Annotated in this window: 13 protein-coding genes; all 13 read left to right on the top strand. The window is 46.8% G+C overall.

Annotation, left to right across the window (positions count from 1 at the left end; translation table 11 throughout):
• The first annotated feature begins 97 nt into the window (after positions 1-97).
• A complete protein-coding gene (locus MHH48_RS20120) occupies positions 98-571 on the top strand; it encodes a MarR family transcriptional regulator (RefSeq protein ID WP_076321693.1) in 474 nt (157 codons plus the stop codon).
• Entirely contained in the window at positions 555-1226 is a 672-nt protein-coding gene (locus MHH48_RS20115) for a nitroreductase family protein (protein WP_256720458.1), read from the top strand. The genes MHH48_RS20120 and MHH48_RS20115 overlap by 17 nt, the downstream gene beginning before the upstream one ends.
• Positions 1226-1672 carry a nitroreductase family protein gene (locus MHH48_RS20110; RefSeq protein WP_256720457.1) on the top strand — a complete coding sequence of 149 codons (447 nt, stop codon included), beginning with the start codon at positions 1226-1228 and terminating at the stop codon, positions 1670-1672. The genes MHH48_RS20115 and MHH48_RS20110 overlap by 1 nt, the downstream gene beginning before the upstream one ends.
• A 228-nt stretch (positions 1673-1900) precedes the next feature.
• Positions 1901-2818, top strand: coding sequence for an HPr(Ser) kinase/phosphatase (gene hprK, locus MHH48_RS20105; RefSeq protein ID WP_076321691.1), 918 nt, complete (start codon positions 1901-1903; stop codon positions 2816-2818).
• A 157-nt stretch (positions 2819-2975) separates the two neighbouring features.
• On the top strand, positions 2976-3770 hold the full coding sequence (locus tag MHH48_RS20100; RefSeq protein WP_076321690.1) for a DUF2935 domain-containing protein: 795 nt from the start codon (positions 2976-2978) through the stop codon (positions 3768-3770).
• A gap of 276 nt (positions 3771-4046) precedes the next feature.
• On the top strand, positions 4047-4433 hold the full coding sequence (locus MHH48_RS20095) for a YkvA family protein (RefSeq protein ID WP_076321689.1): 387 nt from the start codon (positions 4047-4049) through the stop codon (positions 4431-4433).
• A gap of 292 nt (positions 4434-4725) precedes the next feature.
• On the top strand, positions 4726-6219 hold the full coding sequence (locus tag MHH48_RS20090) for an arylsulfatase (protein ID WP_076321688.1): 1494 nt from the start codon (positions 4726-4728) through the stop codon (positions 6217-6219).
• Positions 6220-6350: 131 nt separating this feature from the next.
• Complete coding sequence (locus MHH48_RS20085; RefSeq protein ID WP_076321687.1) at positions 6351-7004, top strand: SprT family zinc-dependent metalloprotease; 654 nt, start codon at positions 6351-6353, stop codon at positions 7002-7004.
• A gap of 667 nt (positions 7005-7671) precedes the next feature.
• Entirely contained in the window at positions 7672-7926 is a 255-nt protein-coding gene (locus MHH48_RS20080) for a CUE domain-containing protein (protein ID WP_076321686.1), read from the top strand.
• A gap of 205 nt (positions 7927-8131) precedes the next feature.
• Positions 8132-8770, top strand: coding sequence for a L,D-transpeptidase family protein (locus MHH48_RS20075; protein WP_256720497.1), 639 nt, complete (start codon positions 8132-8134; stop codon positions 8768-8770).
• Positions 8771-9118: 348 nt separating this feature from the next.
• Positions 9119-11464 (top strand): helix-turn-helix transcriptional regulator, encoded by a 2346-nt coding sequence (locus tag MHH48_RS20070; protein WP_256720456.1) that lies wholly within the window; start codon positions 9119-9121, stop codon positions 11462-11464.
• Positions 11465-11575: 111 nt separating this feature from the next.
• Complete coding sequence (locus MHH48_RS20065) at positions 11576-11713, top strand: LuxR C-terminal-related transcriptional regulator (RefSeq protein WP_340386698.1); 138 nt, start codon at positions 11576-11578, stop codon at positions 11711-11713.
• A gap of 156 nt (positions 11714-11869) precedes the next feature.
• Positions 11870-16315: an S-layer homology domain-containing protein gene (locus MHH48_RS20060; RefSeq protein ID WP_076321684.1), complete on the top strand. Its 4446-nt coding sequence runs from the start codon at positions 11870-11872 to the stop codon at positions 16313-16315.
• Positions 16316-16412: the final 97 nt, after the last annotated feature.

The raw sequence follows: 16412 nt of genomic DNA, 5'->3' as shown, positions 1-16412 counted from the left end.
TCCGAGGTGTAACTTCCCTGGTATGCTCATATTGTTTCTTGCGAAACTAATTTTGGTTATAATGAAAAAAACAATGAGTCGAGGAGCTTGCATAATCATGAGTACGAGCAAAATAAAAAACGCAATCCATGAAAATTTCATTCAATTTCTGCAGCAAAAAGAACAATATGAGAACCGGTTAAGCAGCGCTTTTATCGAAGAGCTCCGGAAACTAATAGAGATAGAATCCACACTAAACATAACGGAACTACATACCATTGCGTGTATTGGTGAGCAAGAACCGATTAATGTTACTTCCATTGCCGAAACGATGAACCTGAGCAAAGGGAACACCTCCAAGATAACCAATAAATTATTGAAGGCGGGTTGGGTTCGCAGGGCCCAGCTCAATGATAACAAAAAAGAAGTGTACTTCCGACTAACAGCGGCCGGGAAAAGGCTTTTTGCTATTCATGATGAGCTCCATATCAAGGAGCAGCAGAGGATGATCGATTTTTTGGACAGATATAGCGAATCCGAGCTTGATCTTATGAAGCGATTATTTGGAGATTTGGTTGACTTTTATCATTAAGAATATGTTCGCCGATGCGATACTTGAAATCTTGAAGGGTTATTCAAGCGAGCAATGGCTGGGGGTTGAATGCATGAATTTCGTGAAGACGATCAGAGAACGAAGAAGCATCCGCAAGTTTAACTCCATTCCCGTGGACCAGGAGCTGGTGATCGAATTACTCTACGCTGCGCGGCAGCTTTATCCGTCCACAGAGGAAGTGGCCTTCCGAAGCGTGTATGCGGGGACGGCGGATTCGAAGGAACGTTTGGCTGTTAGTATGTTGGAACCGCTGGTGAAGAACAGACTGGTCAAATGGCTGCCGGAAAAGGTTCGGGATTTCGTTCGGAAGAGGGTCACCGATATACCTGGCCATCTCATCATCATTGCCTCTACGGATGCGGACAGAAGGAAAAGTGATATGAATTATGCAGCGGTCTGCGGGATCATGCAAAATTTTCAGCTTCTTGCCTGGCAACGTCGGCTCGGTACGCTGTGGGATACAGAACCGATGATGCAGAGCAAAGAATTATTCGAGCTGTTGAAGCTGCAGCCTAATGAGAGGCTGGTTGGTATTTTTCATCTCGGATACTTCGATAAGGCACCAAGAGCCAGAGCACGAACACAGGCAGAAAAGAAATGGTCGGTTTTATCAAGTGGAGGAGGGGTCATTTGATGAGCTATAGCGCTAGACCCGTTTCCGAGAATCATATACTGGAATTATTAAATGTTGCTGTATGGGCTCCTAATGACGGAATGCGGGAACCTTGGCGGTTTATATTTATCGGCTCCGGCAATACAGACATGCTATCTGAATTGCAGGACCAGGCTTCGGCCTATCTGATATTGGTTATTAAGGAAGATCATGATCCTCATAAGATAGAAGAAGATTACGGAGCTGCAAGCTGCCTTATGCAGAATTTCCGTCTGCTCGCTCAGGAAAGCATGCTCCATGTGCGAATGACGATGAATGACTGGATTTATGAGAGGGCTTGCACCCGTCGTTTTGGTGTTCATGATGACGAACGGATTGTTGCCGTGCTGGAAATGGGATATCATGAACAATCCATGGAGCCTGTGAAGGTGGAGAGCACACCGGACCTTACCTTTGAGTTGTTGTAGATGGATGCCATGCAAGCCTACGATAATGATCACATTATATACTCACAAGAGTCGCCAAATAGGCGACTTTTTTTGATGTAAACTCATGTTTGGAGGCAGTCATGGTCGTCCTGGATCTAATTAGCCGGAAGGGTGGGTGTCTCGTAAATGGAGACAAAGAGGCAGGAAAATACCTGTTGTTCGTTGAATATATCCGAATACATACTGCAACCGCAGGAGGAGAACAACATGAAGTCGATCACCGTTCAAAGTCTTACGGAAATTTTTCATTTGGAAGTACTTGCAGGAGCCAATCGCATGGATCGTATGATTACCCGTCCACAGACGCACCGACCGGGTCTGGAGTTTGTCGGGTATTTCGATTTTTTTCCTATGGAGCGAGTGCAGGTGCTTGGTCGCAAAGAAATCAACTATTTATTGACGCTTAGCATAGAAGAACGCAAGTTACATATCGGGAATATCGTCAAATATCATCCGCCGTGCTTTATTGTTACGTCAGGACAGCAGGAGATTCCTTATCTGACGTTATTCTGTAATCAGGAGGGCATACCATTATTGCGGACGACAGAGACAACAACGGAATTTATCGCTAAGTTAGACAGCTATTTGGTGAAGACACTGGCACCGGAGATGTCGATCCATGCGGTATGTGTGAATGTATCGGGCATAGGAATCCTGCTTCGGGGTAAATCCGGGATTGGCAAAAGTGAGACAGCCCACACCTTGATCAGACGTGGTCACCGGTTTGTGGCTGACGACATTGTGGTGCTTAAAAAGCTGGGCCCTTCGACACTTCTTGGCACACATAATGAGACAACACGCGAGTTTCTGGCGCTGCGCAGCATCGGCTTAATTAATGTCGTTCGTCAATACGGACGCACGGCGTTCCAGGACGAAACACGAATTGTGCTCGATATTGAGCTGTCGCCTTGGCGGGAAAATTCCCTAAACAACGAGCTCGAGGCGGTACCTCAGTTTACAGAGTATTTAGGGATTCAAATTCCGCATATCGAGGTTCAGCTTCAGCCGGGACGCGACGTCGCCAGTCTGATCGAGGCGGCGGCCAACAATTGGTATCTTAAACAACTCGGATACAGCGCGGCTGAAGACTTTATGAAACGGATCGAAAACGAGATGCAGTCGTGAGCCGGCCTTAGACAAACAACAGAATTTTTCTTGTCCTGTTTTATGTTATGGATGATGCTCGAGTCGCGAATATTGTCTTACGATTATCCCTTCCGCGTTCTACTCCGCTGTCAGCAGCATATATTTTCTGAGAATAACGTTGGGAGGGTCAAGATCAATGAGTGATCCCTTGTATGAACACCGGTTTTGGTTACAGATTCTTGGCGACCACTGTCGTTTTATTTTTACTGCGCTTTCACCCAAGGAAAAAGGGGATATCGCCACAGCCGAGTCCTTAATGGCTAAATTTGATATGCTGCTTGGAGAGTCGCGGCGACCCGATGCCTCCACATTCATCGAGAAACTGACGAATGATGCCTATAAAGTCTCTTATGAACTGCGCGAATTCAAGCTGAATTTGCTGGAACGACAGCTTGCAGGCAAAATTGACTTTCTCCTGACACCTTCCTTTGTCAACCATATGGTCAATGAATTGGAGGAATACCTTCGGATACTACAGGCGTTACAAGAAGGTAAGGGCGTACCTCTGTTCCATCCCTTGCATTATGATATGGTGTGGCTGCAGGATGCATATGGTCATGCAGCAAGCCTAGCGGCCGATCTGGATTTTGCTGAAAAGCCGTTAATTGCAAAAAGCATGGCGTTTCAGAAAGATTTTGAAGGTTTTTATCTAAAGGCAGTAGAAATGACGGGTTATTTAAGGACCCATATAAAAGATTTCCCTGCCCTGCGCAAATTCCATGCTGATGTCGATATGGAAATGAGGGTGTTCATGCACTTTCTGGCGGAACTCGAAGAATTTGAACTGCGCGGAGAGGTGTTGGACCGGATTAATCCGCTGATGCCGGATCATATGTATCGTGAAGAGTGCTACTATTTGTCCAAGTTGGCTGCTTTGGGTGAAGTACAGAACCCGAACTGCGATCCGACAAAGCCGAGAGTCACTGGTTGAAGAGTGGTGCCCGCATGCCTTGCATTTGATCGAAAGCCTGTCACTCGATGTATGCTGATCAATAAAAAGATGGCGGTGCATCTAGAACTGACCAAGGTTGCCTCGAATAAGCAAGGTCTCCTACGAAGTCGTCATGTTGGCGACTTTTTTTGTTATATCCAAAAGGGCTAGGAGTTCGTAACGATAGCCGCCTAACTAACCAGTAGAAATCAGTTAGCTGCTGGACAGGATAGCGTGGTAATATGAAGTAAAATGCAACGTAGGAGAACGAATACGATGGATCGGATAAAGAAATGGGCTGAGATGCTAAAAAGAAAGGTCTTTTTACTTTATTTTGCTTATAAAGATAGTCGGACTCCCTGGTACGCCAAAATATTCGCCATATGTGTTGTCGCTTATGCCTTTAGTCCAATTGATTTGATTCCAGATTTTATCCCTGTACTAGGCTATCTGGATGATGTGATATTAGTCCCTCTTGGAATTGCGATCACATTGAAGATGATTCCGGAAGCCGTGGTCCAAGAGCATGAACTACAAGCCGAGGAACGGATGAAGCGCGGTAAACCGAAAAATTGGTTTGCAGGTAGTATGATTATTGTAATATGGATAGCGGCTGTGCTATGGATTTCACTTATTGCATATCGGCATGTGTTGAATCAATAGGATGCGAAAGCTTCAATGGATCAAGGAGTAGTTTGCTAGCAACGAAATGATAGGAGTCGTACGATTGCGGCTCCTTTCTACTTTTTTTCAGGTATCTCATCAACGGTTTCTTCAACAGGGACGTTAGGATTTCAACAAAAGGATATTAATGATTTCGGACGAATACTTTCAATAGAACATCTCGTTTTTGGGAAACTGCGATGACTTATTAGTCAGTGGGTGCCGTCCCGATAAAAGTGGAGTTTACCAAATTTTGAAGAATTCGCGGGGTGTAGTTGGGAGGGGGAACGTGATGAATTCAAGTCAAAACCAAGGAAGGCCAAATGTTCTACTCATTACAGTCGATCAGATGCGTTTTGATTGTCTCAGCATAGCGGGTCATCCTGTCGTTGAGACGCCCAATCTGGACGAGCTTGCGAGGACTGGTGTACGGTTTAGCCGTGCCTATTCTGCCACACCGACTTGCGTACCTGCAAGGGCAGCCATATTCACCGGCCAATCACAGCGGGCTCATGGCCGTGTCGGCTATCAAGACTGCGTGCCATGGGATTATAAAAGAACGCTGCCGGGGGAATTGGCCAATGCCGGTTATCACACACAGTGTATCGGAAAAATGCACGTCTATCCCGCACGGAATCTGATGGGATTCCACAACGTCATGCTTCACGACGGTTACTTGCATCACAACCGCAATTACCACAGCATTCCGATGCAGGAGCATTACGATCAAGTCGACGATTACTTGCAATGGCTCCGTGAGAGGGTACCCGGCGCGGATATGATCGATCTCGGTCTAGATTGCAACGCATCGGCCGTCGCCCGTCCTTGGCATTTGGCGGAAATGCTGCATCCGACGAATTGGGTGGTCACGCAGTCTATTGATTTTCTACGTCGCCGAGATCCCGGGAAGCCATTCTTCCTGTGGATGTCTTTCGTCAGGCCCCATCCGCCGTTCGACCCCCCGCAGGCGTATCTGGATCTGTATGAGGATGCCGATATTCCGGAGCCGCCGGTGGGTGATTGGGCGCAGACGGAAGACCCCGATCTGGCTGGGTACTCTCCTACCACAGGGAGGGGACTGGTACCGAAACGCCGCTTGCGTAAAGCGGTGGCTGCCTATTACGCCCTGATCACGCATATCGATCACCAAATTGGCCGCTTCTTGCAATCGTTGAATGAATATGGCGAGCTGCAGAACACAGTCATCCTGTTTACATCGGACCACGGCGAGCTGCTTGGAGACCATCACTTATTCCGAAAGTCTCTTCCGTATGAAGGAAGCACCCATGTACCGTTTATCGTCAATGATCCGGGCAACCGATTAGGCTTGCAGCGCGGCATGGTGTCGGATGAAGTGGTGGAGATGCGGGATATCATGCCTTCGCTGCTGGAAGCGGCTGGCGTGCCAATACCGGATACAGTCGAAGGAGAAAGCATCTGGAGACTTGCCTCAGCAGAAGAGAAAGAAGGGCAAAGCGTTCGGTCTTGGCGCAACCATCTGCATGGCGAGCACGCACAAGGAATGCAGTCGAATCACTGGGTGACTGATGGGAAGGAGAAGTACATCTGGTTCTCCCAAACGGGTGAGGAGCAATTCTTTGACCTGATTGATGACCCGCAAGAACTGTATAATGCAATTGCGGATGAAGAACGCCAAGAACGTATCCGATATTGGCGCTCTGTTCTCATACAGGAGCTTGATGGTCGTGAGGAGGGCTATACGGATGGGCAACAACTGATCACAGGCCGGAAACCATCCGCAATATTATCCCATATTAAAATATAGCTGCATTTTTTTGAGTGTGCTTTATTCGAACCCATAAAACACGCAACAGGTTGAATCTTACCACAAATAGAGGAGGATTCGGTTCCATTCTGTTACAATGAAGATAAAATCTTTTAGAAACGAAGTTGAATATGAAAATTGAACTAGAACAACAACAAATAGAATGTCATGTAGAGTATGGCCCACGCAAAAAGATCTCAATCCAAATTGATCCCTCAGGGCTTGTTACGGTGAAGGCACCAAATCATACAGGTGATGATGTGGTGCTGAACGCTGTGAGGCAGTATGGGGATAAAATTTTGAAACAGCTGCAAGCGATTGAGGAAGCTCGAACTGCTCCGAAGGTCAGAGCATACGAAGAGAGTGGCAAATTCCTTCATCTTGGCAAATATTATTCGCTTGATGAGTTAATCGAAACGCATGGGCTTACGGAAGAAGCGCTCCAGCATGAACTGAAGAAGTTTTACTTCGCCAGCTGTAAGAAGGTGATCGGGGAACGGATAAAGATCTATCAGAAGCAGTTGAAAGTTACGCCTAAATCCTTCACCGTTGAAGAATCGCGAACGAAGTGGGGCAGCTGCAGCTCGACTAAGCATCTTACCTTCAATTACCGTCTCGCGATGGCGCCTCTTGAGGTCATTGACTATGTGGTGATTCATGAGCTCTGTCATCTCATTCACATGAATCATGATCGCTCCTTCTGGCGACTCGTTGGCAGCATGATGAAGGATTACAAAGCGAAGGAAGCGTTCCTTGCGAAGTATGGACACGCCATGACATTATAATGCGCTGGAGAAGAATGTGAACAGAAGCAGTTAGCATGAACGTAAACAAGTAACTGAGAATATTCCCAAACCGGTACGAATCATGATCGAAAATAAACACATATGCATGCTTAAGCCGCCAATTGGGTGGCTTTTTTTCTTATCCAATATCGAAGCGTGGGCGGTTTGATTACAGACTTTATGGTAAGCGAATTTACCGAGGAAGAGTTGAACGGTACACACCCGAATTTTATAATTGCACAAAGCGATCTGGTCCCAGAATGTTCTATAACGCATATTAGGTGTTGTCATGGGCGTTTTACATTAGTCGATTTTGCCAACATAACTCACTTACTTCGTTAAACTAAAGGAGAACGTTATGCATCCCGCACACTGGAGAAACTTGAGTGCCAAAAAAGAACCGAACTTAGGTTGGTTATGAATCGAAGGCACCCTTATAGGCCTGAACCAGAAACGCTCTCAGTTGTTCCTGACCAATTCCTGGATCAGGTGGCTTGTGAAGAAATCATAAGGGAGAGTGACGTTTATGATATCTTCACAGCTTCAACACATTTAATATGTATGATAAAGGAAGAGTCATTACTGACCCGAATATCAGTAGGAACATGTCATCCTAAGCAAGATTGAATCTTACTGGGCATGAAGGTCTTGAAAGGAGGTGAACATCATGAACTCCAAGTTCATCGCGATAGTAGGTGCTGCTGTTTTGACACTTGGCATCGGAACTGCGGTCTATGCTTCGGAGGTAGCTCCAAGTACCTTTAAAGACATGATTCCATTCATGAAAGAAATGCATCCCAATCTCAGCGATTCCGATTTAGAGCAAATGTACAATAATTGTCACGGAAACTCGAACACCCAAGGCATGATGCAAAATAACTCTATGATGCCAACAGTAAATTCAGGCTCAATTTATAATTGATTTGAACCAGCAAAAAAGACTGTCTATGCACAGTCTTTTTTTTGTTTAGATATTTTTTGTTTTGTCATCGAAGGAGGAGAATCAATAAGAATGAACTGTATAAAATGACGTGATTGATTAAATATTAAAGATGTTTGATCAATATGAGAATAACTTAACTTGGTGAAAATACATGATACCAACTAATCAAAAATTAATTCTAATCATGTTGGTAATCCTAGGAGTATTTCATTTAACTACTCCTGTCTTGCCGATTATACATGATCAAAGCAATCTTGAGATTGCAATTTACCCCGAACGTCACAAATTACTTGTACGAGAACATGGGCAAGTAATTAAGACCTATTCTGTAGCTGTTGGCAATCCGTCAACTCCGACTCCAGTGGGAGATTTTAGAGTTGAATATAAAGGAACGAATTGGGGACCCTCATTTGGCCCACGTTGGATAGGATTAAATGTACCGTGGGGAAATTTTGGAATTCACGGTACGAATAAGCCCTATTCAATTGGTCAACACCTTAGCCATGGTTGTATCCGGATGCATAACAAGGATGTTATTGAACTGTACGAATTAATTCCGATTGGAACCAAAGTAACGATATACGGTCATGTACTTGGAGACACAAATCAAAATCCGAGGGATTTAGCTGAAGGGGATGTTGGTGGAGATGTGCAGCTTATTCAATCCCGGCTAAAAAGTGCAGGATATTACAATGGGGAATGTGACGGGAAGTTCCGCTTCAATACAACCGAGTCACTTAAGAAATATCAGAGGGATCATCAGCTTATTCCAAATGGTGTTGTTTCTCGAATGGTATATGAAGAGTTTGGTTTGATTGAATAGATGAGAAACCAAGGCAAACAGCCCTCATTCTGCTTAAGCAAAATGGGGGCTGTTTGTTGGCGGCAGAAACGGATTCACGCGACCATCACAAAGATCAACCCATTCATAATCGTCCATGCTGCTTTACTCAGATGGCATATTGAGTGATTTCCAAGTATCGACTCTATTAAGAAAACGAGTTGTTCCCAAAATACAGGTGCAAAAGTTCTTATACTAAGATAATCTGAATTTTAGATATCCTTCATTTTATAAAACATGTCACACATCTGCTGGTTATCCCCAGATTCCGGAAACTATCATTGACAAAACTTAAGGTTTGGCCCATAGAGGCTAACGAAAAGAGGCTGCATGATACAAGAGAGAGAGGAAAGCCATTTCTTGCTTTCAACTAAATTGAAACTGCCCCAGCCCCTTTATCAATCGGTCCCGCGTCCCCGGCTGCTTGCGCGATTGAATGCGGGACTAAACCGCAGGGCGACATTCGTGACGGCTCCTGCCGGATACGGTAAAACGACACTGGTCAGTGATTGGGCCAGACAACTGGACCTACCCGTCGGGTGGTTATCGCTGGATGACAAGGATAATGACCTCATCCGATTTTGGAACTACTTCATGAAAGCGATCGAACAGGCAATCGGTAGGTTGTCAGACTCCGTTCGTGCCTCGAACGCAATGCTAAGCCCGGGCCAATACGAGCCATTTATGGTTGCTCTGTTAAATGAATTGAACAGCCTGAATGAGCCGACTATTCTGATATTGGATGACTGGCATGTCATACATAATACGGATATCCAGGCGTCCGTTTCTTATTTTCTGGAGTATTTGCCTTCCCATGTGCATCTGTGTTTCTCAAGTCGAAGCATCCATGGTTTTCTGAAGTCGAGATGGATTAGTCGGGACTGGATCCAGGAAATCCATACTCAGCAGCTGTGTTTCAATTTGCAGGAGACAGTAAATTTCTTCCAAAACGTTGAGAAGAGGGAGCTGCAGAGAGAGCAGATTGAACGAATCCAATTTCAAACCGAGGGCTGGGTGACAGGACTTAGGCTGATCTCGTTGTCTATTCATGATGATGAGAGGATGGGAGCTTTCAAGTACGTACATTCCAACCCGGAACGCGTCGAGCTATATTTATTCGAGGAAGTGTTTGAATCGTTGGACGAGCCAACAAGGCAATTTCTGTTGAACGTCTCGATTTTACAGCGAATGAACGGTCAGCTATGTAAGGTTGTAGCTGGCGAACATGGTGCACAGATGCTAGCGGAGCTGGATAAACGCAGCATGTTCCTCATCCCGCTGGATGAGAACAGGGACTGGTTCCGATTTCACCATGTATTCGGCGAGTTTTTGCTGAAGCAGCAGCGACACCTTGATCCTGCGAGGACAAATGTGCTCTTCCAATCGGCTGCAGCCTGGTGTGAATCGCAGGGACTGCTCGAAGAAGCGATAGATTACTACTTGGCCGGAGCCTATCATTCGGAAGCGATACGTCTGCTAGAACAGATGAGAAGTTTGATGGTCCGCAGGGAATTTTCGACCATGAAGGTGTGGTTGTCGGCGATTCCCGAGGAACTGCTTATGCAGTATCCGTACCTTTATTTTTCGTACATTTTTTCGTTATTGTGGTCCCAGGAGCTGGAGCTGTCGGAACGGTATTTACAGCTAGCAGAAAAGCATTATGCTGCTTCCTCAGCAAGCTGGAGCCCGGAAGAGAATAATCGCTATTTGGGATATTTGTATTATGTAAGGAATTTTAAAGCGACCCAATATGACATGGATATGATAAAAGGACTGGAGTATATCCATCTGTCACTTCAGCATAGTCCTAAAGGAACGGATCTGATCTTTGCATCTCCTCATATGCCACTTTCTCCTTCTATCTACAGGTCATACAATGGCAAGCGCGGCCAACATTTGCCTCGGGGCCTTTCGGATACCTTCTTTTTGAGCATGATCGAGTTCATGAAGCCAATGGGCCTGCAGGATTCGGTCGTTGTTTGTTATGGAGAATTACTCTACGAACGCAACGAGCTGGAGCAGGCGGAGGTTTACTTGAAGCTGGGCTTACAAGGCACGGGTCAGGCGCATTATCAACCAGAGAAGGTATACGTTCCCGCGAGTCTTTTCATGTCACGTATCAGCAAATCCAGGCAGGACATCAGTCAAGCCGAAAAATGGTTGGAGGAAGCCTATAGAAGGGCGATTGAGGATGGCGCTAAGGAAGCCCCCATCTTGCTGGATGTCGAAATGGCTCGTCTGCGAGTGGATTCTGGAGACTTATCTGCAGCTATTGAATGGAAGGATCGCTACAAGGTCTCGTCGGATGATCCGGTATCCGTATATCAGCTTTTCGTCTATATCTTCCTTGTTAGAGTATTGGTGGAGACCGGCAACACTCAGGAGGCATGGGCGTTATCTGAGAGATTGCTGCAAATTGCGGTAAAAGGCCATCGTCCGATGGACGCTTTGGAGATCCAAGTGCTCCAGGCGATGATGCTGCAGGTGAGGGATAAGCCGCAACAAGCACTGCTCAAGCTGGAAGAGGCGCTTACATTTGCGAAGCCCGATGATTATATCCGTGTGTTTGTTGATAAAGGCCATCTGGTAGCAGTGCTGCTAGCGGAATATGTCCAACATCGTCAAAAAGGGAATATTCGAGATAAAAATGCGCCTTCACTTGCCTATGTGCGGTGAATATTGTCCGCTTTCGGAGGAACAACCGAATCTCCGGTACAAGGCAAAGCAACATTAGAAAAGCTTCTGACACCGCGAGAATATACGATATTTCGTTATATGGAGGAAGGGATGGACAATCCGGCAATCGTTGAAACGCTTGGCATCGGAATGGGGACCTTGAAGGCACATATCAATCGCATTTACAGCAAGCTGCAGGTGAAAAACCGAGTCGAGGCGATTAAAAGAGGTAAAGAGTTTCAGGGTTAAACACAGAAGTTTCAACAGCAGGCTCGCCGGATGGCGGGTCTCTTTTTAATGTGTGAACTATAACCGGGTCTATAACCGGGGTTAGATTCGAACTATCGAAAAATCCAATATAATGTTCATCGTGACAACTGAATAACGAAAGGAAGAAAAGATCAGATGAGACGCATCTTCTGTATTTCGATGGCATTATTTCTCGTGATAGGCATCATCCCGTTTCAAGCATTCGCTTCGAATGATGCAATGTCCGGTGACGGGACGGCGAACAATCCTTACGTCATTACAACGTTAAATCAATTAAACGCCGTGCGTAATGATTTGAATGCTCATTACAAGCTCGGAGCGGATATCGATGCTTCGGAGACAGCAAATTGGAGTAACGGGGCTGGCTTTATGCCTATAGGCAACGACGGAAACGGGAATAGCCCGTTCACCGGTGTCTTTGATGGAGCTGGACATGTCATCCGCAATCTGACCATTCATCAGCCCAAGATTGACATTGTCGGCCTATTCGGGATGGTAGGCTCCAACGGGGTGATAGACCATATCGCTCTCGAAGGAGGTTCGATCATCGGAAACAACCATGTAGGCGGGCTTGCAGGGCGTAACACTGGAACGATTGAGCAGTCCTACGTTACCGGAACGGTTAGAAGCCAGATGGCCACCGTCGGAGGGTTGGTCGGATACAATGGCATTCACGGTAAAATAACCTCCTCTTACTCTACGAGTCCCGTCATCGGTACCGATTATGTCGGTGGTTTGGCAGGGCGTAATGACGGGACGGTGAGTGACTCCTATGCTGCCGGTACGATCAGTGGCACCTCTATAGTCGGAGGGTTAGTAGGGGATAATGAAGGTGGGGAAATACTCCGGTCATACGCCACGGGTGCCGTCAGCGGGAGCGCTGAGCACGTCGGCGGACTGGTCGGTTATAATATTTCTGCGCTCATTAGTCAGTCATACGCCACGGGAACTGTCTATGGCGGGAGTGCTGTCGGCGGTCTTGTGGGCAGCACGGACCACGGATCGATCATTCAGTCATACGCCACTGGCAGCGTCAGCGGGCGCGATCATATTGTGGGTGGTCTGGTTGGGAGTAATAGCGGAACTTTTAGCGACAGTTTCTGGGATGCCGAAACGGTAGGCTTGGGTAACGCCTGTGGATACGATACATACGGATCCTGTACCGCGAGCAGTCTTACTACTGCACAGGCTCTAACCCAATCGAGCTATTCGGGCTGGGATTTCAACAATGACTGGTTTATGGTCGAGGACTCGACGCGACCATTCCTTCGCTCCGAATGGTCGGCCGCAATTGGGAACTCGCATCAACTGCAACTGATGGCCATGGATCTGTCAGCGAATTACACACTGACGCAGGGTATTGATTTCGACACAACGTTCACTGACAACAGTCGCTCCGATATGTGGGCGACGAGTATAGGGAACGGTTTCGGCTTTGAACCAATCGGTAATGACAGCACTCCGTTCACAGGTACGCTCGACGGCCAAGGATATGATATTACGGGCCTTTATATCAACAGGAGCAGTTTGTTGAGTGTCGGTATGTTCGGTCATATTTCTGGCGGTGAGGTTCGAGACGTTCATTTAAAGAACGGGGATGTCACCGGCGGCCTTCAGACAGGCATGCTGTCGGGACAGAACGGCCCCAGCAGTCAGATTATGAAGGTCCATGTTTCAGGGAATGTTACCGGAGCAGACAAGACGGGTGGTCTGATCGGGAATAACGACGGAATGATCGGCAGTTCTAGTTCGACTGCGATGGTCAATGGAATGAACGAAGTCGGTGGACTGGTCGGAAGGAACAGCATAGGGAGTGTTACTGAGGCTGTGTATGCTACCGGGAGCGTTAGCGGAAACAGCCATATCGGTGGATTGATCGGCTTGAATGCGGGTCTGGCAAATAAGGCGTACGCAACGGGTCAAGTTGATGGTCAATTCAATGTCGGCGGGGTGGTCGGACTCCTTGATATGAATAGCCAAGTTAACCTGTCCTTCGCCGCTGGGACTGTTACCGGAATGGATTTTGTCGGAGGTCTCGTGGGGCGGAATGAGAGTGGTAAGGTCAATGATTCGTACGCAATCGGTTCCGCTTCCGGTCGTTCCGATGTTGGCGGACTCGTGGGAAGGAATATCGGTGACATCAGGACCACTTATGCCGTCGGCGGTGTAACCGGCAGCGGCGAAGTCGGCGGGTTGGTCGGACGGGAATTCGGCACGGTTACAGCGAGCTTCTATAATAAGGAAACGACCGGACAATCTGATACTGGCAGAGGTGAACCGCGGGTGACGTCGGAAATGAAACAGCATGCACTCTTCGGTACCGAGTGGGACTTCAGCGGAATATGGGTGTTACAGGAGGGAGCGATGTTTCCTGTTCTACAAGGAATTGCAGCGAACCTGGAATGGGACGCTGCTCCACCAACCGTCACCAGTGCGAAGATCAAACGTGAGCATCCGAATAACGTCATCGTGACCTTTGATGAAGAAGTCACCCTCACTGACGCCGGAGGTATTACAATTACAGCGGACGGGAGGCCTTCTACTATTACTCGGGTGAGCGGATCGGGAACTCATACGCTTGTCTTTAATGTAGATAAAGCATTTGAAGAAGATCAACAGGTTCTCCTATCCTACGATAAGCAATCCGGAAATATTTCCGACCACGCAAACAATGCGTTGCTCAGTTTAACGGATCGAATCATCGACAACCTGACTCTTCCCGTTGACCATACACCGCCATCCATCTCCATTACGATGACCACGGCGGATGGAATGGAATATGTTGATCGCACGTGGAGCAATCAAACGGTTAACGTAAGTGCAGAAGCATCTGACGAGTCTGGTGTCACTTCATTTACGTATTCGCTAAATGACGGAGTGTCGTGGAGTTCTTATTTATCAGATATCGTCCTTCGTGATGAAGGTGTTCATACAATTTCGTTCAAGGCCGTCGATACAGCGGGCAATGAATCGATTGAACGACGTACAGTCTGCATCAGCACAACGGGTATAACTTTGACGCCTACACTAGTGAAGGCGGACGGAAGTGAATATACGAGCGGCGAATGGGCTAGGTCGAGCGTAACCTTGAGCGTCTATGCCGAATCGGGAGTCAGCGAGTTCGCTAATCTGACCTACACCCTGAATGGGGGGCCTTCACAAGCCTACGAGAACAAGGCCCTCATTGAAATATCGAGCGAAGGCGAAAATAACATTCGTTTTGAGGCGTCCAATCAAGCGGGCAATACGTTATTCTTGGACATCACGGTGAAGATCGACAATATGCCGCCATCGATTACGATTCACCCTAATGGAAGTGAAATGCAGGCAACATCGGCAACACCGAGGGTAACGGTCATTGATTCAGGAAGCAGCATAGATAAAGCCTCGCTGGAGTTTCATTGGACGACCGATTCGTCCATGCCAGCTACAGGCTGGAGACCATTTGTGAACGAGGCTACGCTTATGAAAAGTGGTGTTGACGGTGATTGGTACTTGCATGTAAGAGCACAGGACCAAACAGGTAATGCAGTTAACGTCACGTCCAGCCGATATCGTTTGATAACCCAGACGACGAGTGAAGCAAGCGATGCAAATCTCACTAACGATAGCCATATATATTCACTGCCGAGCAACACCTTTCTTGTAGGCTTGGAAGGGAGAACCATTGCTTTTGAGGGTGGGCAGATTCTCATTCCTGCTAAAGCACTGAAGAGGCCATTTTATTTATCCATAAATCTAAAACTTCTAGATGATGAAGAATTTCCCTTATCCGCAGGAGAACAATTAGCTAGTAAAATCGTGGAGTTCAAGAAAGATGTATCCGGAAAATTCGATACAGAGGTAACCATCCGCTTGAAATTTGACGCAAACGCCATACAAAAAGGCCTTCATGTGCTCCAACTCCGTCAGTTTAACGAAGATACGAAGGAATGGGTAGCGCTGGATAACGTCAACATTGACTGGGATGAGGGGATTATAAGTGGTACAACCGACCACTTTACTTCATTTGCGATTTTCGCGAGAACGATGGTGCCAGCTGAAATCGGTGTTACGTTTACCGATGTGAAGGGTCATTGGGCACAAAAGAATATTGAGAAAATCACAGGAAAAGGCGTTGTGAACGGTTATACAGATGGAAGTTTCAGACCTGATCGTACGATTAGCCGAGCAGAATTAGCAGCAATCCTGGTTCATGCATTGGGGCTCACTAGTAAAGGTAATAAGGAGTTCGACGATACAACGAATCATTGGGCGAGGGAAGCTATTACAACAGCGTATTATTACGGAATCATTCAAGGATACGATTCGGTTACCTTTGGCCCCGACGATTTCATTACGCGCGAAGAAATGGCACAAATGGTGGTTCAAGCTTTTCAATTGGACCATGCGCGTACCAACAAAATCTTTACCGATCAGGATAAGATTGCGGCTTGGGCACGGAAAGCGATGATGATTGCAGTAGATCATGGAATCATGAAGGGTTATCCAAACGACATGATAAAACCCAAGTCTCATGCTAGCCGTGCAGAAGCGATAACCGTGATTTGGCGCGCCATGGAGATAAAAGGCTTGGATTAACGAGTGTCTAAGAAGGGAAGGACTTGCGGCATTTAGCCAAAAGTCCTTTTTTCTTTGTGTAGTCAAATCAACGCCCTCACATCATGTGAGTATGGTA

Origin of the sequence: Paenibacillus sp. FSL F4-0100, from assembly GCF_037993005.1 — a bacterium.
Classification (GTDB): domain Bacteria; phylum Bacillota; class Bacilli; order Paenibacillales; family Paenibacillaceae; genus Paenibacillus_AQ.
The sequence above is the reverse complement of the archived record's forward strand: the minus strand, read 5'-3'. Positions and strand labels throughout refer to the sequence as shown.